Here is a 17,343-nt window from a genome sequence, read left to right on the forward strand (position 1 = left end):
CCGACGAGGGTGCCCGGAGGGGGGTGGCGAAGATCCCCAAAAGGTCCATGCGAAACTTTTCACATGAGTGCCTGCCGTGCCCCTCGGGGCCTCGCGACCCGTCGTGGCGTAACCGTGCCGGCCATCGGGGCCGTGATCGCCGCGCTGTCCCTGACCGCCTGCGGCGGGGGCGGCACCTCGGGCGGCTCCACCGACACCAAGTTCGTCCAGGGCAAGGGCGGCGTGGACACGGTCTCCGCGGAGAACCGTAAGGACGCCCCCAAGCTGTCGGGGAAGACCCTGGAGGACAAGCCGCTGGACGTGGCGGACTACAAGGGCAAGATCGTGGTCCTGAACGTCTGGGGCTCGTGGTGCGCCCCCTGCCGCGCGGAGGCGGCGAACCTCGCCAAGGTCGCCAAGGACACCAAGGCCAAGGGCGTGCAGTTCGTCGGGATCAACACCCGTGACTCCAACCGAGCCCCCGCGCTCAGGTTCGAGAAGGAATACGGCGTCGACTACCCGAGCCTCTACGACCCGATCGGGAAGCTCATGCTGCGCTTCCCCAAGGGCAGCCTCAACCCGCAGGCCATCCCCTCGACGATCGTCCTGGACCGGGAGGGCAGGATCGCTGCCCGCGCTCTGACGCCGCTCAGCGAGGAGCGCCTGCGCTCGATGATCACCCCGCTGATCGCGGAGAAGTGACCTCCGTGAGCACGCTGGCCGCCGCCACCGATCCCAACCAGACCGTCCTGACCGGGGCGCTGCTGCTGGCGCTTCCGGTCGCCCTGCTCGGCGGGCTGGTCTCCTTCTTCTCCCCCTGTGTGCTGCCGCTGGTGCCCGGCTATATGTCGTATGTCACCGGGGTCACCGGGACGGATCTGGCCGAGGCCAAGCGCGGCCGGATGGTCGCGGGCGCCTCGCTCTTCGTGCTCGGCTTCACCGCGGTCTTCGTCTCCGGGGGCGCGCTCTTCGGCAACTTCGGCTGGACCCTCCAGGAGCACAAGGAGACCATCTCCAAGATTCTCGGGGTCGTCACGGTCGTGATGGGCCTCGCCTTCATGGGGGTGCTGGGGGGCTTCGGGCAGCGGGAGTTCCGCTTTCACATCAAGCCCACGCTGGGGCTCGCGGGGGCGCCGGTGCTGGGCGCCCTGTTCGGCGTCGGCTGGACGCCGTGCCTGGGGCCGACGCTCACCGCCGTCAACGCCCTGGCGTTCAATGAGGCGAGCGCGGGGCGCGGGGCCCTGCTCACCGCCGCGTACTGCGTGGGGCTCGGGCTGCCCTTCGTGGTGGTCGCCGTGGCCTACCGCCGGGCCCTGGGCGCCTTCGGCTGGGTCAAGCGGCACTACGTCTGGGTGATGCGAGCCGGGGGCGGCATGCTCGTCCTCCTGGGGGTGCTGCTGCTCACCGGTATCTGGGACACCATGATGGGCTCCATGCAGACCTGGGCTCAGGGCTTCAACGTTGGGATCTGACTGATGTCCACCACCGATACCGACACCGCGGCCGGCCAGGAGGCGCCGCCCGAGAGCGGCGCGACCGCCGAGGAGCGCGAGCTCGGCGCCGCGGAGTCGCAGCTCTCCACCGCCCCGGTCGAGGAGATCAACATCCCCTCGCTGGGGCCGCTCGGCTGGGCTCGGTGGTTCTGGCGGCAGCTCACCTCGATGCGGGTGGCGCTGCTGCTGCTCCTGCTGCTCTCCCTCGGCACGATCCCCGGCTCGCTGGTCCCGCAGACCAGCATCGACCAGCTCAAGGTGCAGGACTTCCAGGAGCGGCACCCGACGCTCACGCCGATCTACGAGAAGCTGCAGCTCTTCCACGTCTACAGCTCGGTGTGGTTCTCGGCGATCTATCTCCTGCTGTTCATCTCCCTCATCGGCTGCATCGTGCCGCGCACCTGGCAGTTCATCGGCCAGTTGCGCGGCCGCCCGCCGGCCGCGCCCCGCCGGCTGACCCGGCTTCCCGCGTACACCACCTGGCGCAGTGAGGCCGAGCCGGAGCAGGTGCTCGAGGCCGCCCGGAAGATCATGAAGCGGCGCCGCTTCCGCATCCATGGCTCGGGGGACGCGATGGCCGCGGAGAAGGGCTATCTGCGCGAGGTGGGCAATCTGCTCTTCCATATCGCGCTGATCGTGCTGCTGGTCTCCTTCGCCGCCGGGCAGTTGTGGAAGACCGAGGGCAGCACCCTGATCACCGAGGGCGGCGGCTTCTCCAACAGCGTCACCCAGTACGACGACATCAAGTCGGGGCAGCTCTTCGACAACGCCGATCTCGCCCCCTTCGGCTTCCAGCTCGACCGCTTCACCGCGACCTATGAACGCAGCGGTCCGCAGATGCGCACCCCGCGCACCTTCCGCGCCGATGTGTCCTACTGGGACGGCGCGGACGGTGCCACCCGTAAGACCTCCATCAAGGTGAACGAGCCGCTGGAGATCTCGGGCTACAAGGTCTACCTGCTGAACCACGGCTACTCGCCGGTCGTCACCATCCGGGACGGCAAGGGCAATGTGGTGCACCAGGGCCCGGCGGTCGGGCTGCCGATCGACGGGGCCAACCTCACCGAGAGCATGGTCATCAAGGTCCCGGACTACCGGGACAAGGACGGCAAGAAGGACCAGATCGGCTTCCAGGGGCAGTTCCTGCCGACCTGGGTGCGCAGCCAGGGCATGTTCTCCGTCTTCCCGGCGCTGGACAACCCGACGCTGGTCCTGACCGCCTACCACGGCAGCCTCGGCGTCGACGGCGGCACTCCGCAGAGCGTGTACCAGCTGGACAAGTCGCGGATGAAGCAGTTCATGGAGCCCGACGGCAAGACCAAGTTCGCCCGGGCGCTCAAGGTCGGCGACACCATGAAGCTGCCGAACGGCGGCGGAACGCTGTCGTTCGACGGCGTCAAGGAATGGGCCAGCTTCCAGATCTCGCACAAGCCGGGTGACCAGGGCGCCCTCATCGGCGCCGTCGCCGCCCTGGTGGGCCTGGCCGGCTCCCTGTTCATCCAGCGCCGCCGGGTGTGGGTGCGCGCGGTGAGGGGCGACGACGGCACCACCGTGGTCGAGATGGCGGGGCTCGGCCGCAGTGAGTACGCCAAGCTCCCCGAAGAACTCGCCGATCTGGCCGTCCGTCTGCAGACGGACGCACCTCCGGCCCCGGAAGCGGAACCCGATCCGGAGCCCGGCCGAGACTCCACCGAGGAGCCCGGTAAGGACTCCACCAAGGACGCCGGTAAGGACTCCACCAAGGAGCCCACCAAGGACTCCGCCTCGGAATCCGCATCCGACACCGCAGATCCCGCAGATCCTGCCGAAGGAGCGCGCGCGTGAACCTCGCCGCCGAAGTCAACGAGAACCTGGCTCATTACAGCAACGTGCTGATCTACTCGGCGATGGCGGTCTACACGCTCGCCTTCCTCGCGCATATCGCCGAGTGGGTGTTCGGCAGCCGCAGCGCCGTCGGCCGCACCGCCGCCGCGATCACCGCCGACGCCGCGTCCGCCCAGCGCGCCAAGGTGACCGTGCGGGTCGGCGGCCAGAGCGGTGGCACCGCCGTGCTGGAGCGACCGAAGATCGTCACCCGCTCCGCGGCGGGCAGCCGCGATGTGCCGGACGGGCCGGGCGCCGCGGGCGGCACCGAACAGGGCGATGTGTACGGCCGGATCGCGGTGGGCCTGACCGTACTGGCCTTCCTCTTTCATGCGGTGGGCGTCTTCTTCCGCGCGCTGTCGGTGCAGCGGGCGCCGTGGGGCAACATGTACGAGTTCTCCACGACCTTCGCCATGGTCGCGGTCGCCACGTACCTCGTGCTGCTGGCGTTGAAGAAGAATGTGCGCTGGATCGGGCTGCCCCTCGTCACCACGGTCCTCCTCGACCTCGGTCTCGCCGTCTCTGTCTTGTACACCGACAGCGACCAGTTGGTTCCGGCCCTGCACTCGTACTGGCTGTGGATCCACGTGAGCTGCGCGATCGTCTCCGGCGCCTCGCTCTACATCGGGGCCGTCTCCACGCTGCTGTACCTCTTCCGCGACCGCTACGAGGCCCAGTTGGAGAACCCGGAGGGCAAGCAGTACGGCCGGTTCGCCAAGTCCGTTCTGGAGCGGGTGCCCTCGGCGGCGTCGCTGGACAAGTTCGCGTACCGCATCAACGCCACGATCTTCCCGCTGTGGACCTTCACGATCATCGCGGGCGCGATCTGGGCCGAGGCGGCCTGGGGCCGCTACTGGGGCTGGGACCCCAAGGAGGTCTGGTCCTTCATCACCTGGGTCGCCTACGCCTGTTACCTGCACGCCCGCGCCACCGCCGGCTGGAAGGGCCGCAAGGCCGCCTACCTCGCGCTGATCGCCTTCGGCTGCTACCTGTTCAACTACTACGGCGTCAACATCTTCATCACCGGCAAGCACTCCTACGCCGGGGTCTGACACCGGAACACGGCAACGGCCGGTGCCCGTGACCCAGGTCACGGGCACCGGCCGTGGTGCGTGCGGACAGTCCCGGCCGCCGCGTCAGGCCGGCCGCCCCCTCCTCAGGACGCGGCCGGCGGCGGTGAGTCCTCGGGACCGGAGCCGGAACCGGAACCGGGGCCGGGCCCTTCGCCCTTGCGGCGCAGCTCCTCCTCGCGGCGGCGGAGGTCGGCCTCCCAGTCCTTCAGGCGCTCCTCGTCGCTCTCCTCCTGGTCGCCGGGCGTGTCGGCCGGTGCGGCGTTCCCGTCGTCCTTACGGCTCGTGTCGTTCAGGGACTTGAGGAACTCGGGATTGTCGTCCGGCGCGACCCACCCGCCCCCGTTGCCCGCGCCGCGGGCAGCGCCCCGCCCGCCGCCTCCGGCGACGGCGCGCTTACGGCCCGCGATCAGCCAGGAGATGGAGCCCACGATGGGGAACAGCAGGACGAGGATCGCCCAGATGGGCTTGGGGATATAGCGGATGTCCTGTTCGTCGGTGGTGATGCAGTCGATGAACGCGTAGATGCTCAGTGCCAGCGGCACCAGGATCATCAGCACCCGTAGCATGAGGCGATTCCCCCTGCGTGTGGTGTTCGGGGCGGTGGCTCGGGCCCCCAGTTACGGGACCAGGGTAGTGCGTACCGGATACTGGGACGCATGGCTTATGACGATCTTCGTTCCTTTCTGCGGGCGCTCGACAAGGAAGGCGACCTCAAGAGGGTCAAGGCCGAAGTCGATCCGTACCTGGAGGTCGGGGAGATCGTCGACCGGGTCAACAAGGCGGGCGGCCCCGCGCTGCTCTTCGAGAACGTCAAGGGCTCGGCGATGCCGTTGGCCATGAATGTCTTCGGCACCGACCGCCGCCTCCTCAAGGCCCTCGGACTCCGCTCGTACGACGAGATCAGCGAGAAGATCGGCGGGCTGGTCAAACCCGAGCTGCCGCAGGGATTCGGCGGCATGCGCGAGGCGTTCGGGAAGCTGGGCTCGATGGCCCATGTGCCGCCGAAGAAGGTGAAGGACGCGCCCGTCCAGGAGGTGGTCCTCACCGGCGAGGACGTCGATCTGGACCAGCTTCCGGCGCTGTTCACCTGGCCCGAGGACGGCGGGTCGTTCTTCAACCTCGGCCTCACCCACACCAAGCACCCCGAGACCGGGGTGCGCAACCTCGGCCTCTACCGCCTCCAGCGCCATGACCGCCGCACCATCGGCATGCACTGGCAGATCCACAAGGACAGCCGCAACCACTACCAAGTGGCCGCCCGGCGCGGGGAGAAGCTCCCGGTGGCGATCGCCTTCGGCGCGCCGCCCGCCGTGACCTACGCCTCGACCGCGCCGCTGCCCGGCGACATCGACGAGTACCTCTTCGCGGGGTTCGTCCAGGGCCGGCGGGTCGAGATGGTCGACTGCAAGACGGTGCCGCTCCAGGTCCCGGCGGCGGCCGAGGTCGTCATCGAGGGCTGGCTGGAGCCCGGGAAGATGCTGCCCGAGGGCCCGTTCGGCGACCATACGGGCTTCTACACGCCCCAGGAGCCGTTCCCGGCCCTGACGATCGACTGTGTGACGATGCGGCGGCGGCCGCTGCTCCAGTCGATCGTGGTGGGCCGTCCGCCGACCGAGGACGGACCGCTGGGGCGGGCGACCGAGCGGTTCTTCCTCCCGCTGCTCAAGATCATCATCCCGGACATCGTGGACTACCACCTCCCCGAGTCCGGCGGATTCCACAACTGCGCGATCGTCTCGATCGACAAGAAGTACCCCAAGCACGCGCAGAAGGTGATGCACGCCATCTGGGGTGCCCACATGATGTCGCTCACCAAGCTGATCGTCGTGGTCGACGCCGACTGCGATGTACACGATCTGCACGAGGTCTCCTGGCGCGCTCTCGGGAACACCGACTACGGCCGCGATCTGACCGTGGTCGATGGCCCCGTCGACCACCTCGACCACGCCTCGTACCAGCAGTTCTGGGGCGGCAAGGCGGGCATCGACGCCACCGCGAAATGGCCCGAGGAGGGCTATACGCGCGACGGCGGATGGCCGCGCATGGTCATGTCCGACCCGGAGATCGCCGATCGGGTGACAAAGCGATGGAAGGAGTACGGGCTGTGAGCGCCGATTCCGCAACCTCTGATCTCTTCGGCCCCGAACCGGCGCCGCCCGGCCGGGTCCGCGCCTTTCTGCGGCTGGTGATGATCGAGCACTCGGTCTTCGCGCTGCCCTTCGCCTACACCGCCGCGCTGACCGCGATGCAACTGTGGGACGGCACCGTCCACTGGACGCGGCTCCTGCTGATCACGGTCGCCATGGTGGGCATGCGCACCTTCGCGATGGCCTGCAACCGGATCATCGACCGCGAGATCGACGCCCGTAATCCGCGCACCGCCGGGCGTGAGCTGGTCACCGGCGCCGTGTCGGTGCGCACCGCCTGGACCGGCGCACTCATCGCGCTCGCCGTCTTCCTGGGCGCGGCGGCGCTGTTGGGCCCGCTCTGCCTGGCGCTGGCGCCGTTCGCGGTGGTGCCGATGGTGGTCTATCCGTACGGCAAGCGGTTCACCGACTATCCGCACGCCATCCTGGGGCTGGCCCAGGCCATCGGCCCGGTGGGCGCCTGGATCGGGGTCACCGGCGAGTGGTCGTGGGACGCGGTGATCCTCGGGCTCGCGATCGGCATCTGGATCGGCGGCTTCGACCTGATCTACGCCTGCCAGGACGTGGCGGCCGACCGGGCGCACGGGGTGCGGTCGGTACCGGCCCGCTTCGGCATCGCGGGCGCCCTGTACGGGGCGCGCGTCTGCCATGTGGTCACCACGGCCCTGCTGGTCTGGTACGCGCTGGCCACGGACGCCGGGGCGTTCTTCTGGGTGGGGCTGGTGATCGTCGCGGTGGCGTTCGGGTACGAGCACACCATCGTGCGGCCCGGCGATCTGTCCCGGCTGAACCGCGCCTTCTTCACGGTCAACGGCTTCATCGGGATCGCCCTCTTCGTCTGCGCGCTCCTGGACCTCATGGTGCGGGGCCTCGGCCTGTGAGACCCGCCGGATAGGCTCGGTGACGTGGAGACGCCGCACGAGCCTTACGGACCGCACGAGCCGTACGGGCCGCACGAAGAAGTGAGCCGGCGCCGTCCCTGGGTGGTCGGTGTGTCCGGCGCGTCCGGGACGCCGTACGCCGCCTCGGTGCTGCGCGCGCTGCTGGCGGCGGGGGAGGCCGTCGACCTCGTGGTCAGCAGGGCGTCACGGCTGACGCTGCTGGACGAGACGGGGATCGGCTTCCGCGACGCCCACTGGCGCGAGGATCTGCGCCGCTGGCTGGCGCGGGGCGCGGACGGCAGACCCGACGCCTTCGAGGTGCCCGCCGAGGTCGCGGACGTGGCCCACTGGGCGGCCGGGGACCTCGCGGCCGGGCCGTCCTCCGGCTCGTACCCGACCAAGGGGATGCTGATCGTCCCGGCGAGCACCGCGTGTGTGGCCGGAGTGGCGCTCGGGCTGTCGAAGGATCTGCTCCAGCGGGCCGCGAGCGTCACGCTCAAGGAACGGCGCAAGCTCGTGGTGGCGGTGCGCGAGACGCCGCTGAGCGGGCAGACCCTCAAGGCCCTGGTGTCGCTGGACGAGGCGGGCGCGGTGGTGCTGCCCGCCTCGCCGGCGTTCTACGCGGGGGCGACGCATATCCAGGATCTGGTGGACTTCGTCGCGGGGCGGGTGCTGGACGCGGCGGGGGTGCCGCACAAGCTGTACCGCCGGTGGGAGGGGGAGCTCGGTGGAGACCGGGACCGGGGAATGGCCTAGGGGCGTCGGCCCTAGCGGGTCCAGCGCCTCCTGGTGCGCGCGGCGCGGGCCGCGACGACGGCCGCGCGGCGGGCCGCACGGGAGACGGGCCGGTCGGTGGCATGGGCTGCACGCGAGCGGTTGGCCAGGTCCCGCAGCTCGAGCATGCGGGCCTCAAGACCCTCGATCGTGTACACGGTGAGTCTCATCTCCTGAGGACAGGTGTATCGCCTAAAAGATTTACAGGGCTTGTGGCCCTGATGCCTTAGATTCTACATGTAATCTCGCTCAATCCCTGAATAATGGAAGGCGTACGTGCTTATGGACGCGGTGGACAGGCAGCTCATCCAGGCCCTGCGGGAGAACGGCCGGGCCTCGTACGCGGAGCTGGGCAGGCTGGTCGGCCTCTCCGGGCCCAGCGTCACGGACCGGATCAACCGCCTGGAGGCCGCCGGGGTGATCACCGGCTATCGCGCGACCGTCGACGCCGCCTCCCTCGGGCTCGGCGTCACCGCCCTGATCGGCATCCAGCTCTCGGACGCCACCGACCACGAGGAGGTGGCCCACCGGATGCGCGAGCTCGCCGAGATCGAGGACTGCTGGTTCATCGCGGGCGACGACTCCTACATGCTCAAGGTGCGCGCCTCCGACGTGGACGGCCTGGAGCGGACCATCCGCCGGCTCTCCGGCACCAAGGGCGTCTCCCGCACCCGGACCACGATCGTCCTCTCCACCAAGTGGGAGAACCGGGTCGGCGAGCTTCCCGAGGACATCGAGGCGTAGTCTCGGCCAAGGCTGACATCAGCAGACGTATTGGGAGGCGACCCGGGGTGACGGGGACCACACACGACGCGGGTTTCAAGCGGGAGTTGGAAGAGAAGGTCCGCGCGGGCGAGCGGCTCTCGAGGGAGGACGGCATCGCCCTCTACGAGTCCGACGACCTGGCCTGGCTGGGCGGTCTCGCCCATGAGGTGCGCACCCGTAAGAACGGCGACGTGGTGCACTTCAACGTCAACCGCCACCTCAACATGACGAACGTGTGCACCGCGTCCTGTGCGTACTGCTCCTTCCAGCGCAAGCCCGGCGAGAAGGACGCCTACACGATGCGCATCGAGGAGGCCGTCCGCCTCGCCAAGGCGATGGAGAACGACAACCTCACCGAGCTCCACATCGTCAACGGCCTGCACCCGACCCTTCCCTGGCGCTACTACCCGCGGTCGCTCAAGGCGCTCAAGGAGGCCCTGCCGCAGGTCTCGCTCAAGGCGTTCACCGCCACCGAGATCCACCACTTCGAGAAGATCTCCGGCATGCCCGCCTCGGAGATCCTCGACGAGCTGATCGACGCCGGACTGGAGTCGCTCACCGGCGGCGGCGCCGAGATCTTCGACTGGGAGATCCGGCAGCACATCGTCGACCACGAAACCCACTGGGAGGACTGGTCGCGGATCCACCGGCTCGCGCACGAGAAGGGGCTCAAGACCCCCTGCACGATGCTCTACGGGCATATCGAGGAGCCCCGCCACCGGGTGGACCACGTGCTGCGCCTGCGTGAACTCCAGGACGAGACCGGCGGCTTCCAGGTCTTCATCCCGCTGCGCTACCAGCACGACTTCGTGGACATGAAGGACGGCAAGATCCGCAACCGTCTTCAGGCCCGCACCACCATGGCGACCGGCGCCGAGGCGCTGAAGACCTTCGCGGTCTCGCGGCTGCTGTTCGACAACGTGCCGCACGTCAAGGTCTTCTGGGTGATGCACGGCGTGCAGACCGCACAGCTCGCGCTCAACCACGGCGCGGACGACATGGACGGCTCGGTCGTCGAGTACAAGATCACTCACGACGCCGACTCCTACGGGACGCCCAACAAGCTCACCCGTGACGACCTGCTCGAGCTGATCCGGGACGCCGGCTTCCGGCCGGTGGAGCGGAACACCCGCTACGAGATCATCCGCGAGTTCGAGGGCCCGGACGCGGCCCGCCGCGAGTCCCCGCAGCCGATGCGGGTGTGACCCGCTCTGCCCACCGCCCGGCGGCCGCCGTCTGACGGCCGCCGGGCGGGGCACCCGGGGGGCATGGCCGGTACGAAGAGCCCCGAGGACGCGTACACCGCCGCCCCCTTCGTCCCGGACGGCGCCGACCTCGGCGCGCTCCGGGAGGCGGCGGCCGGCTGCCGCGGCTGCCCGCTGCACCGCGATGCCACCCAGACGGTCTTCGGCGCCGGTGACCCGGACGCCCGGGCCATGCTCGTCGGCGAGCAGCCTGGCGACCAGGAGGACCGGCAGGGCAAGCCCTTCGTGGGCCCGGCCGGCAAGGTCCTCGACCGGGCCCTGGACGAGGCCGGGATCGACCCGGACGAGACGTACATCACCAACGCCGTCAAGCACTTCAAGTTCACCTACGTCCCCGAGCGCGGCAAGCGGCGCATCCACAAGCCGCCCAGCCTGCGCGAGCTCGCCGCCTGCGGGCCCTGGCTGGCGGCCGAGGTGGAGCTGATCGGGCCCGAGGTGATCGTGGCGCTCGGCGCCACGGCCGGGAAGGCGCTGCTCGGCTCGTCGTTCCGGGTGACCCAACAGCGCGGGACGCGGCTGGAGGGCGATGCGTCGGGACCGGCGCGCGGCGCCCTGATCGTCCCCACGATCCACCCCTCCGCGGTGCTGCGGGCCGATGACCGGGAGGCGGCGTACGAGGGGCTGGTGGCGGATCTGAGGGTCGCGGCGGAGGCACTCGGCTGAGCGGCCCGGGGTCGTGGCGTACGGGAGCCCCGCCGCCCTCGTGTCCAGGAGCCCGGCCGCCGTGGCGTACGGGAGCCCGGCCGCCCTCGTGTCCAGGAGCCCGGCCGCCGTGGCGTAGGGGAGCCCGGCCGCCGTCGCGTACGGGGCCTGAGGCGCGTGAGCGGTAACAGCGCCGGTGGGTATCGTCGGCCGCATGCCCCTGCGTTTTGAACTCGATCCCGAGGCCACCCCCGAGCTGCTCGACTCCGTCTGCGCCCTCTGGGCCGACGTCTCGAACGCGGGCGGCGCCGTCGGCTTCGTACCGCCCGTGGCCAAGGACGACATACGCCCCGATCTGCTCAAGCACCTCGCCGCGATGACGGAGGGCCGGACCCGCCTGCTCATCGGCCGCGACGAGGACGGCGCCGTGGCCGCCACCGCCTTCTTCACCTTCAACGCCCACCGGCTGATGCGCCACTGGTGCTGGCTCTACACCGTGATGGTGCACCCCTCCCACCAGGGCAAGGGACACGGCCGCGCCCTTATGGCCGCCGCCGAGGACGCCGCGCGCGATATGGACGGCATCCGGGGGATACGGCTCACCTGCCGCGGCGGCACCGGGGCGGACCGCTTCTACGAGGCGTGCGGCTACAAGGAGGTCGGCCGGGCGCCCGGCGCGATCAGGGTCGCGGACGACGATTTCCGGGACGATGTCACCATGTGGCTGCCGCTGAATTGATCAGAAACCGGCCGTGGTTCACTGGGAGGACAGTTTCTTCCGGCACACGCTCCGGCAGAACGCCCAGCAGAACTCCCAGGAGAGAGGACGAGTCGTGTCCTTCACGCCGAGTGCCATGTTCCGCTACACCCTCATGCGCTTGGGAATCTTCGTCGGCTCGTTCCTGGCGATCTGGGGCCTGGTCTACGTCCGGGTGCTGCCCTCCGGCCTCGGCAGCTCCAACCTCTTCTGGGTGGCGCTGCTCGCGCTGGTCGTCTCCGCGCCGCTCAGTTGGGTGACGCTGCGCAGGCAGCGGGACGCCGTGGCCGTCCAGGTCGCCGAGAAGGTGGACCGCGCCAAGGAGCGGCTGGCGGCGAACCAGAGCCAGGAGGACGGCGTCTGACCCGCGCCGGGCTGTAACCCTCCTCACACCACCCCGCACACTCCACCGACGCCCCTTGTGTCAGCTTCCGTTGGCACAGGGGGCGTTGATGTCTTTCGGCCCCTCAGGAGCCGTCAGGAGCCCGGGGAAGCCGCCAGAAGTCAAAGATTTCCTTTGGGTGCCCCAAAGCCGCGGTGTTAATGTACTTGTCATGAAGACAGCAGCCGCGCCCCTCATCTCCGCGAGCGTTCCGCTCGTGGCGCGCCTGCACATCGATCTTTGCCGCTGTCTCTCCGCGGCCTGTCGTCGCCGCTGATCGACCTCACGCACAGCGGCCGGAGATCCCGTACGGACTCCTGGCTTTCTCCCGCTCTCTTACCTCCACCGGAGTGTGTCCGTTGTCGTCCGCCCTCAAGGCGTCCCCCCAGGGGTCGTCGTCCTTCCGCCTGCCCAAGGTGCCCTTCTGGGCGCAGATCCTGCTGGGCCTCGTCCTCGGTGTGGTGCTGGGCTGGATCGCCCGCAGCGGTGATGTCGGCTGGCTGGTCACCACGCTCGACAAGATCGGCTCGATCTTCGTCCAGTTGCTGAAGCTGGCCGTCGCCCCGCTGGTGTTCTTCGCGATCCTGATCTCGATCACCAACCTGCGGAACGTCAACAACGCCGCCCGGCTGGCGACCCGCACCCTGCTGTGGTTCATGGCCACCTCGCTCATAGCCGTCGCCATCGGCCTCGCGATCGGCCTGATCACCAACCCGGGCGCCGGCACCGATCTGACCCCCAAGGACGGCGCCAAGCCCGACCACGCGGGCTCCTGGCTGGACTTCCTCACCGGGATCGTGCCGACCGACGTCATCACCCCGTTCACCGAGCTGAACGTCCTGCAGATCGTCTTCATCGCCGCCGTCGCGGGTGTCGCGGCCCTCCAGCTCGGCGAGAAGGCCCAGCCGATCCTCACGCTGAGCCAGTCGGTGCTCGAACTGCTCCAGAAGGCCCTGTGGTGGGTCATCCGCCTCGCCCCGCTGGGCACCCTCGGCCTCATCGGCACCGCCATCGCCGACTACGGCTGGAACCTGATCGGCAAGTACGCGACGTTCACCGCCGACATCTACATCGGCTGCGCGCTGGTGATGTTCGGCGTCTACCCGCTGCTGCTCGCGACGGTCGCCAAGGTCAACCCCCTGAGCTTCTTCAAGGGCGCCTGGCCCGCCATCCAGCTCGCCTTCGTCTCCCGCTCCTCGGTCGGCACCATGCCGCTGACCCAGAAGGTCACCGAGCGCCTCGGCGTCCCCAAGGAGTACGCCTCCTTCGCGGTGCCCTTCGGCTCGACGACGAAGATGGACGGCTGCGCCTCGATCTACCCGGCGATCGCCGCGATCTTCATCGCCCAGATCTTCGACGTCCACCTCGGCATCGGCGACTACCTCCTGATCGCCTTCGTCTCGGTCATCGGCTCCGCCGCCACCGCCGGCCTTACGGGCGCCACGGTCATGCTGACCCTGACCCTCTCCACCCTGGGCCTGCCCCTGGAGGGCGTCGGCCTGCTGATGGCCATCGACCCGGTGCTGGACATGATGCGGACCGCCACGAACGTGGCCGGCCAATCGCTGATCCCGGTGATCGTCTCGGCCCGCGAGAAGATCCTCGATCACGAGGCGTACGCCCACGCCAGCGCTTCCCCGCTGGACGACTACGACGAGCCGGAGCGCCGGCTCGCCGCCGCGTAACTGCTGCCCAGCGACAAACGGTGCCCCCGGACCTCCGCGAGGTCCGGGGGCACCGCGGCGTTCACTCGCCCGCCGTGGCCTCCAGGCCGACGATGGCCACCAGCAGCAGGAGCAGGAAGAAGATCCGGGCCGGGGTGACCGGTTCATGGAAGAGGATCATGCCCAGCAGCGCGGTGCCGACGGCGCCGATGCCGACCCAGACGCCGTAGGCCGTGCCGATGGGCAGGCTCTTCACCGCCACGCTCAGCAGCCCCATGCTCACGATCAGACCGGCGACGGTGAAGACGCTGGGCCACAGCCGGGTGAAGCCGTCGCTCAGCTTCATGCCGATCGACCAGCAGATTTCGAACAGTCCGGCGATGAGCAGCAGGACCCATGCCATGACGGCACCTCCGTGAAGTCTCTCGTTACGGGGTGCGTCGTCTTTGCGGGGCCCGGTACGGCGCGTCTCGTCGGGTTGTTCTCGACCGTAGCAAGTCCCGGCGTCAGAGGAGCGGGGCGGTGAGGAGGGGCAGGGCGCGGGTGAGCTCGCGCTCCCAGTAGGGCCAGGTGTGGGTGCCGGGGCCGTAGAGGTGGGCGGTGACGGCCAGGCCGTGGGTGCGGGCGCGGCGCACATAGCGCTGGGCCATCTCGCCGAGGCCGCGCTCCAGGGTGTCCTCGGGGCGGTCCGGAGGGTCGAGGGGGCCGGGGGTGCCGTTGCCGCAGGCGACGTAGAGCGGGTAGCCGCGGGGGAGTCGGGGGATGAGGGCGTACGGGTTGTGGGCGCCCCAGAGCGCGGACTGGGCGGCGGGGTCTCCCCACAGGGCCGTCGGGTCGGCGCCCTGGCCCGTAAGGATGCCTTGGATGCCGGCGGGATCCAGGGTGGTGTGGACGACACCGCTGAAGGACGCCGCCGCGCGGAACAGGCGGGGGTGGCGGGCGGCGTAGGACAGGGCGCCGAAGCCGCCCATGGACAGGCCGGCGATCGTACGGCGGCCGTTGGCCCGTAAGGCGCGCTCCAGGAGGGGGCGCAGCTCGGCCAGGTGGAAGGTCTCCCAGGCGGGCGCACCGTAGTGGCCGCCGTTCCACCAGTCGGAGTAGAAGCCCACGGGGCCGCCCTCGGGGGAGACGATCAGGGCCGGGGTGCCGGCGGTGATGGCCTCGACATCGGTGTTGAGGGTCCACGCCTCCCAGCCGGGGCCCGGGTCGCAGCAGCCGTGGAGCAGGTAGAGGACGGGCCAGCGGTGGTGGGGCCGGCGGTCGTAGCCGGTGGGGAGGAGGACGCGGGCATGGCCCTCGCGGCCCAGGGCGGGCGAGTCGATCGTCAGGTCGAGGACGCGCTCGCTGACGCGGTCCGCGGCGATGAGGCGCGCGCGGGCGGGCGTCCGGCGTCCGGCAAGGGCTTCCGCGGGACGGGCCTTCGAGGGGCCGGGCTCCCGGGAGCGGGCTTCGGCGGTGGACGTCAGGAGCGGTGCGGCGGCCAGCGCGGTGAGCGCGGCGACGGCTCTGCGGCGGTTCGGCATCGTTCGTTCTCCTTCGCGGTGCTGCGTACGGAGCTGAACGGGGCACGGTGCGTGGTCAGTTGAAACTTTGATGTCGGCGGGCGGCCGTGGCAAGAGCGCCGACAGTGGTCCCACGTAGGCTTAACCGCGATATGTGTGCGGGGGCACGATCGAAGGGGGCGGCCTGCGTGGGCGGGGCGACGGGGAGCAAGCGCGTACCACGGGCGGTGCGGGAGCAGCAGATGCTGGACGCGGGGGTACGGGCCTTCGCGCGCAGCGGCTATCAGAACGCCTCGATGGACGACATCGCCGAGTTGGCCGGGGTTTCCAAACCGCTGGTCTATCTCTATCTCAACTCCAAGGAAGAGCTGTTCACGGCGTGCATACGGCGGGAGGCCGTGGCGCTGGTGACCGCGGTGCGCGCCGCCGTGGAGCGGGACGCGCCCGCCGACCGGCAGTTGTGGAGCGGGCTGAGCGGCTTCTTCGCACATGCGGCCGAACATCCCGACGGCTGGACGCTGTTGCATGTGCAGGCCCGTACGCATGGGCAGCCCTACGCGCGCGAAGTGGCCGCGATGCGGGCGGAGATCGTGGAGTTCGTGACGCAGCTGATAGGGGCGGCGGCGCGGGAGCACGCCCGCGGCGCGGCGCGCGCCCGGACCCTCGCGGGCACCGAGGTGTCCGGGCTTGCGCACGCGCTGGTGGGCGCGGCCGAGTCGCTCGCGGACTGGGCGGGGGACGGGAGAGTGGGCGGGCACTCGGCCAAGGAGGCCGCGGCCACCCTGATGAACTTCGCCTGGGCCGGGCTGGGGAATTTGCTCCAGGGGACGGGATGGTCGCCCGAGCGGGTGGGGTGAGGTGTGGGTGGGGTGACGCGCTCGGGTCGGCTGGGGCCCGGGGGTCGGCTGACGCGTGGATCGGCTGAGGTGTGGGCCGGTCTGGCCTCAGGCGGGTCTCAGGCGGGCGTCAGGCGGGCCTCAGGCGGTGCAGTTGCCCCGCGTCGGCTCGTCCGCCAGCCGCCCGGCCATCCAGTCCAGGGCCGCCGGGAGCCCGGTCAGCGCCGTGGTGACATGGTCGAGCGGATAGTCCTGCCACTCCACCGGCGCGCCCCGGGCGCACCAGCGGGTGCGCAGCGCCTCGCCGACCCGGTACGGGATCAGCTCGTCCAGCAAGCCCTGGTAGAGATAGACGGGGCGGTCGGGGGAACGGGTGCCCAAGTACGAGGACCGCAGGGCGAGTTGCCAGGCCGGGCTGGTGAGCGGGTCCCTTACGGTCACCTCGGACATGCGCTGGAAGAGCCCCGCGATGGTGCTGAGGGCCACGCAGTTCCGCTTGATGAAGTCCACATAGCCGCGGCCCCGGTCGTTGAGGTACGCGTCGAGCCGCAGCGCGGGGAAGGCCGCGTCCTGTCCGGTGAGCGCCATAAGGGCGAGCCCGGCACCCGCTCCGCCGTCGTTGTAGTCGAGCGTCGTGGGGAGATCGGCGGGCACGCCTCCGGCGACCGTGCCCTTCAGCCGCAGTTCGGGGGCGTAGGAGGCGTGCAGTTCGGCGGCCCAGCCGGCCGCCTGGCCGCCCTGGGAGTAGCCCATGATGCCGACGGGAGTGTCCGGTGAGAGCCCCGCCTCCGGAAGGCGCTGGGCGGCGCGCGCCGCGTCCAGGACGGCATGTCCCTCGGACCGGCCGGCCGTATAGGTGTGGTCGCCCGGGGTGCCCAGGCCCTCGTAGTCGGTGACGGCGACGGCCCAGCCGCGGCGCAGGGCGAGGTCGATGAGCTGGGCCTCGATCGAGGTGCCCTGCGGGAACCGGCCGGAGACCGCACAGTCGTCGGAGAGGCCGACGGCGCCGATGCCCCAGGTGAGGAGCGGTCGGGGGCCCTGTTTGCCGTCGTCGGGGACGACGACCGTGCCGGAGACGACGTCGGGGCGGCCGGTGGCGGTGGTCGAGCGGTAGGTGATGTGCCATGCCCTGGTCGCGGTCGGCACCCCGGGCTGGGTCCGGAAGGCGGTGGGGGCGGAGGTGAGGATGTCACCGGGTCTGCCGGTACCGGCGGCCGGGGCGCCCGAGATGGCCGCGGCGGCGGGTGGCGCCGAGGCCAGGGCCAGTGCGGCGAGGGTGGCGAGCACGGTGGTGCGGATGCGCATACGGCTCTCCCAACG

Annotated in this window: 19 protein-coding genes and 1 riboswitch; of the genes, 14 read left to right on the top strand and 5 right to left on the bottom strand. The window is 70.2% G+C overall.

Features of this window, described 5'->3' with window-relative positions; all coding sequences use genetic code 11:
* The first annotated feature begins 63 nt into the window (after nucleotides 1–63).
* Genes STRVI_RS02450 through ccsB form a run of 4 tightly spaced genes read left to right on the top strand, consistent with a single transcriptional unit; the run spans nucleotide 64 to nucleotide 4,387 of the window.
* Nucleotides 64–681, top strand: coding sequence for a TlpA family protein disulfide reductase (locus STRVI_RS02450; protein WP_014054031.1), 618 nt, complete (start codon nucleotides 64–66; stop codon nucleotides 679–681).
* A gap of 5 nt (nucleotides 682–686) precedes the next feature.
* Nucleotides 687–1,451, top strand: coding sequence for a cytochrome c biogenesis CcdA family protein (locus tag STRVI_RS02455; RefSeq protein WP_014054032.1), 765 nt, complete (start codon nucleotides 687–689; stop codon nucleotides 1,449–1,451).
* A 3-nt stretch (nucleotides 1,452–1,454) separates the two neighbouring features.
* A complete protein-coding gene (locus STRVI_RS02460) occupies nucleotides 1,455–3,296 on the top strand; it encodes a cytochrome c biogenesis protein ResB (protein ID WP_014054033.1) in 1,842 nt (613 codons plus the stop codon).
* Nucleotides 3,293–4,387, top strand: a complete 1,095-nt coding sequence (gene ccsB / locus STRVI_RS02465; RefSeq protein WP_014054034.1) for a c-type cytochrome biogenesis protein CcsB — start codon at nucleotides 3,293–3,295, stop codon at nucleotides 4,385–4,387. The genes STRVI_RS02460 and ccsB overlap by 4 nt, the downstream gene beginning before the upstream one ends.
* Nucleotides 4,388–4,491: 104 nt before the next feature.
* Here ccsB and STRVI_RS02470 read toward each other — a convergent pair whose 3' ends face one another.
* Nucleotides 4,492–4,974 (bottom strand): PLD nuclease N-terminal domain-containing protein, encoded by a 483-nt coding sequence (locus STRVI_RS02470; protein ID WP_014054035.1) that lies wholly within the window; start codon nucleotides 4,972–4,974, stop codon nucleotides 4,492–4,494.
* A gap of 90 nt (nucleotides 4,975–5,064) precedes the next feature.
* On the opposite strand from STRVI_RS02470, the gene STRVI_RS02475 reads away from it, so the two are divergent.
* The 3 genes from STRVI_RS02475 to STRVI_RS02485 all read left to right on the top strand — a co-directional run bounded on the left by STRVI_RS02475 (nucleotide 5,065) and on the right by STRVI_RS02485 (nucleotide 8,192).
* On the top strand, nucleotides 5,065–6,516 hold the full coding sequence (locus STRVI_RS02475; protein ID WP_014054036.1) for a menaquinone biosynthesis decarboxylase: 1,452 nt from the start codon (nucleotides 5,065–5,067) through the stop codon (nucleotides 6,514–6,516).
* Nucleotides 6,513–7,436: a menaquinone biosynthesis prenyltransferase MqnP gene (gene mqnP, locus STRVI_RS02480; RefSeq protein ID WP_014054037.1), complete on the top strand. Its 924-nt coding sequence runs from the start codon at nucleotides 6,513–6,515 to the stop codon at nucleotides 7,434–7,436. Before STRVI_RS02475 ends, mqnP begins: the two co-directional genes overlap by 4 nt.
* A gap of 81 nt (nucleotides 7,437–7,517) precedes the next feature.
* Nucleotides 7,518–8,192 carry a UbiX family flavin prenyltransferase gene (locus tag STRVI_RS02485; protein WP_043235304.1) on the top strand — a complete coding sequence of 225 codons (675 nt, stop codon included), beginning with the start codon at nucleotides 7,518–7,520 and terminating at the stop codon, nucleotides 8,190–8,192.
* 11 nt (nucleotides 8,193–8,203) lie between these two features.
* On the opposite strand, the gene STRVI_RS52465 is transcribed toward STRVI_RS02485, so the two are convergent.
* A complete protein-coding gene (locus tag STRVI_RS52465; RefSeq protein WP_165449181.1) occupies nucleotides 8,204–8,380 on the bottom strand; it encodes a hypothetical protein in 177 nt (58 codons plus the stop codon).
* A 112-nt stretch (nucleotides 8,381–8,492) separates the two neighbouring features.
* Here STRVI_RS52465 and STRVI_RS02490 point away from each other — a divergent pair, with 112 nt between their 5' ends.
* The 6 genes from STRVI_RS02490 (at nucleotide 8,493) to STRVI_RS02515 (ending at nucleotide 13,706) form a co-directional block, all read left to right on the top strand.
* Nucleotides 8,493–8,954, top strand: a complete 462-nt coding sequence (locus STRVI_RS02490; protein ID WP_014054040.1) for an Lrp/AsnC family transcriptional regulator — start codon at nucleotides 8,493–8,495, stop codon at nucleotides 8,952–8,954.
* Between the two features lie 47 nt (nucleotides 8,955–9,001).
* Nucleotides 9,002–10,180 carry an aminofutalosine synthase MqnE gene (gene mqnE / locus STRVI_RS02495; RefSeq protein ID WP_014054041.1) on the top strand — a complete coding sequence of 393 codons (1,179 nt, stop codon included), beginning with the start codon at nucleotides 9,002–9,004 and terminating at the stop codon, nucleotides 10,178–10,180.
* Nucleotides 10,181–10,243: 63 nt separating this feature from the next.
* Nucleotides 10,244–10,903, top strand: coding sequence for a UdgX family uracil-DNA binding protein (locus tag STRVI_RS02500; RefSeq protein WP_014054042.1), 660 nt, complete (start codon nucleotides 10,244–10,246; stop codon nucleotides 10,901–10,903).
* Between the two features lie 193 nt (nucleotides 10,904–11,096).
* A complete protein-coding gene (locus STRVI_RS02505; RefSeq protein ID WP_014054043.1) occupies nucleotides 11,097–11,621 on the top strand; it encodes a GNAT family N-acetyltransferase in 525 nt (174 codons plus the stop codon).
* 115 nt (nucleotides 11,622–11,736) lie between these two features.
* On the top strand, nucleotides 11,737–12,003 hold the full coding sequence (locus STRVI_RS02510) for a DUF4229 domain-containing protein (RefSeq protein ID WP_043235306.1): 267 nt from the start codon (nucleotides 11,737–11,739) through the stop codon (nucleotides 12,001–12,003).
* Nucleotides 12,004–12,380: 377 nt separating this feature from the next.
* Nucleotides 12,381–13,706 (top strand): dicarboxylate/amino acid:cation symporter, encoded by a 1,326-nt coding sequence (locus STRVI_RS02515; RefSeq protein ID WP_014054045.1) that lies wholly within the window; start codon nucleotides 12,381–12,383, stop codon nucleotides 13,704–13,706.
* Nucleotides 13,707–13,767: 61 nt separating this feature from the next.
* Here STRVI_RS02515 and STRVI_RS02520 read toward each other — a convergent pair whose 3' ends face one another.
* Nucleotides 13,768–14,088 carry a DMT family transporter gene (locus tag STRVI_RS02520; RefSeq protein WP_014054046.1) on the bottom strand — a complete coding sequence of 107 codons (321 nt, stop codon included), beginning with the start codon at nucleotides 14,086–14,088 and terminating at the stop codon, nucleotides 13,768–13,770.
* Nucleotides 14,089–14,119: 31 nt separating this feature from the next.
* A riboswitch (guanidine-III (ykkC-III) riboswitch) is annotated at nucleotides 14,120–14,185 on the bottom strand.
* Between the two features lie 6 nt (nucleotides 14,186–14,191).
* Nucleotides 14,192–15,208 (bottom strand): alpha/beta hydrolase, encoded by a 1,017-nt coding sequence (locus STRVI_RS02525; RefSeq protein ID WP_014054047.1) that lies wholly within the window; start codon nucleotides 15,206–15,208, stop codon nucleotides 14,192–14,194.
* A 221-nt stretch (nucleotides 15,209–15,429) separates the two neighbouring features.
* On the opposite strand from STRVI_RS02525, the gene STRVI_RS02530 reads away from it, so the two are divergent.
* Entirely contained in the window at nucleotides 15,430–16,044 is a 615-nt protein-coding gene (locus tag STRVI_RS02530; protein WP_251982853.1) for a TetR/AcrR family transcriptional regulator, read from the top strand.
* Between the two features lie 120 nt (nucleotides 16,045–16,164).
* On the opposite strand, the gene STRVI_RS02535 is transcribed toward STRVI_RS02530, so the two are convergent.
* The gene (locus STRVI_RS02535; protein WP_014054049.1) at nucleotides 16,165–17,328 is read right to left on the bottom strand and encodes a lipase family protein; all 1,164 of its coding nucleotides are present in this window, start codon (nucleotides 17,326–17,328) and stop codon (nucleotides 16,165–16,167) included.
* Nucleotides 17,329–17,343 lie beyond the last annotated feature (15 nt).

Origin of the sequence: Streptomyces violaceusniger Tu 4113 (genome assembly GCF_000147815.2) — a bacterium.
In the GTDB taxonomy this organism is placed as follows: domain Bacteria; phylum Actinomycetota; class Actinomycetes; order Streptomycetales; family Streptomycetaceae; genus Streptomyces; species Streptomyces violaceusniger_A.

Coding starts and splice junctions, on each gene's coding strand:
- STRVI_RS02475 (WP_014054036.1), top strand. CDS start 5,065: ATGGCTTATGACGATCTTCGTTCCTTTCTGCGGGCGCTCGACAAGGAA.
- STRVI_RS02460 (WP_014054033.1), top strand. CDS start 1,455: ATGTCCACCACCGATACCGACACCGCGGCCGGCCAGGAGGCGCCGCCC.
- STRVI_RS52465 (WP_165449181.1), bottom strand. CDS start 8,380: ATGAGACTCACCGTGTACACGATCGAGGGTCTTGAGGCCCGCATGCTC.
- STRVI_RS02535 (WP_014054049.1), bottom strand. CDS start 17,328: ATGCGCATCCGCACCACCGTGCTCGCCACCCTCGCCGCACTGGCCCTG.
- STRVI_RS02520 (WP_014054046.1), bottom strand. CDS start 14,088: ATGGCATGGGTCCTGCTGCTCATCGCCGGACTGTTCGAAATCTGCTGG.
- STRVI_RS02450 (WP_014054031.1), top strand. CDS start 64: ATGAGTGCCTGCCGTGCCCCTCGGGGCCTCGCGACCCGTCGTGGCGTA.
- STRVI_RS02510 (WP_043235306.1), top strand. CDS start 11,737: ATGTTCCGCTACACCCTCATGCGCTTGGGAATCTTCGTCGGCTCGTTC.
- STRVI_RS02525 (WP_014054047.1), bottom strand. CDS start 15,208: ATGCCGAACCGCCGCAGAGCCGTCGCCGCGCTCACCGCGCTGGCCGCC.
- STRVI_RS02505 (WP_014054043.1), top strand. CDS start 11,097: ATGCCCCTGCGTTTTGAACTCGATCCCGAGGCCACCCCCGAGCTGCTC.
- STRVI_RS02530 (WP_251982853.1), top strand. CDS start 15,430: ATGCTGGACGCGGGGGTACGGGCCTTCGCGCGCAGCGGCTATCAGAAC.
- STRVI_RS02470 (WP_014054035.1), bottom strand. CDS start 4,974: ATGCTACGGGTGCTGATGATCCTGGTGCCGCTGGCACTGAGCATCTAC.
- STRVI_RS02490 (WP_014054040.1), top strand. CDS start 8,493: ATGGACGCGGTGGACAGGCAGCTCATCCAGGCCCTGCGGGAGAACGGC.
- STRVI_RS02500 (WP_014054042.1), top strand. CDS start 10,244: ATGGCCGGTACGAAGAGCCCCGAGGACGCGTACACCGCCGCCCCCTTC.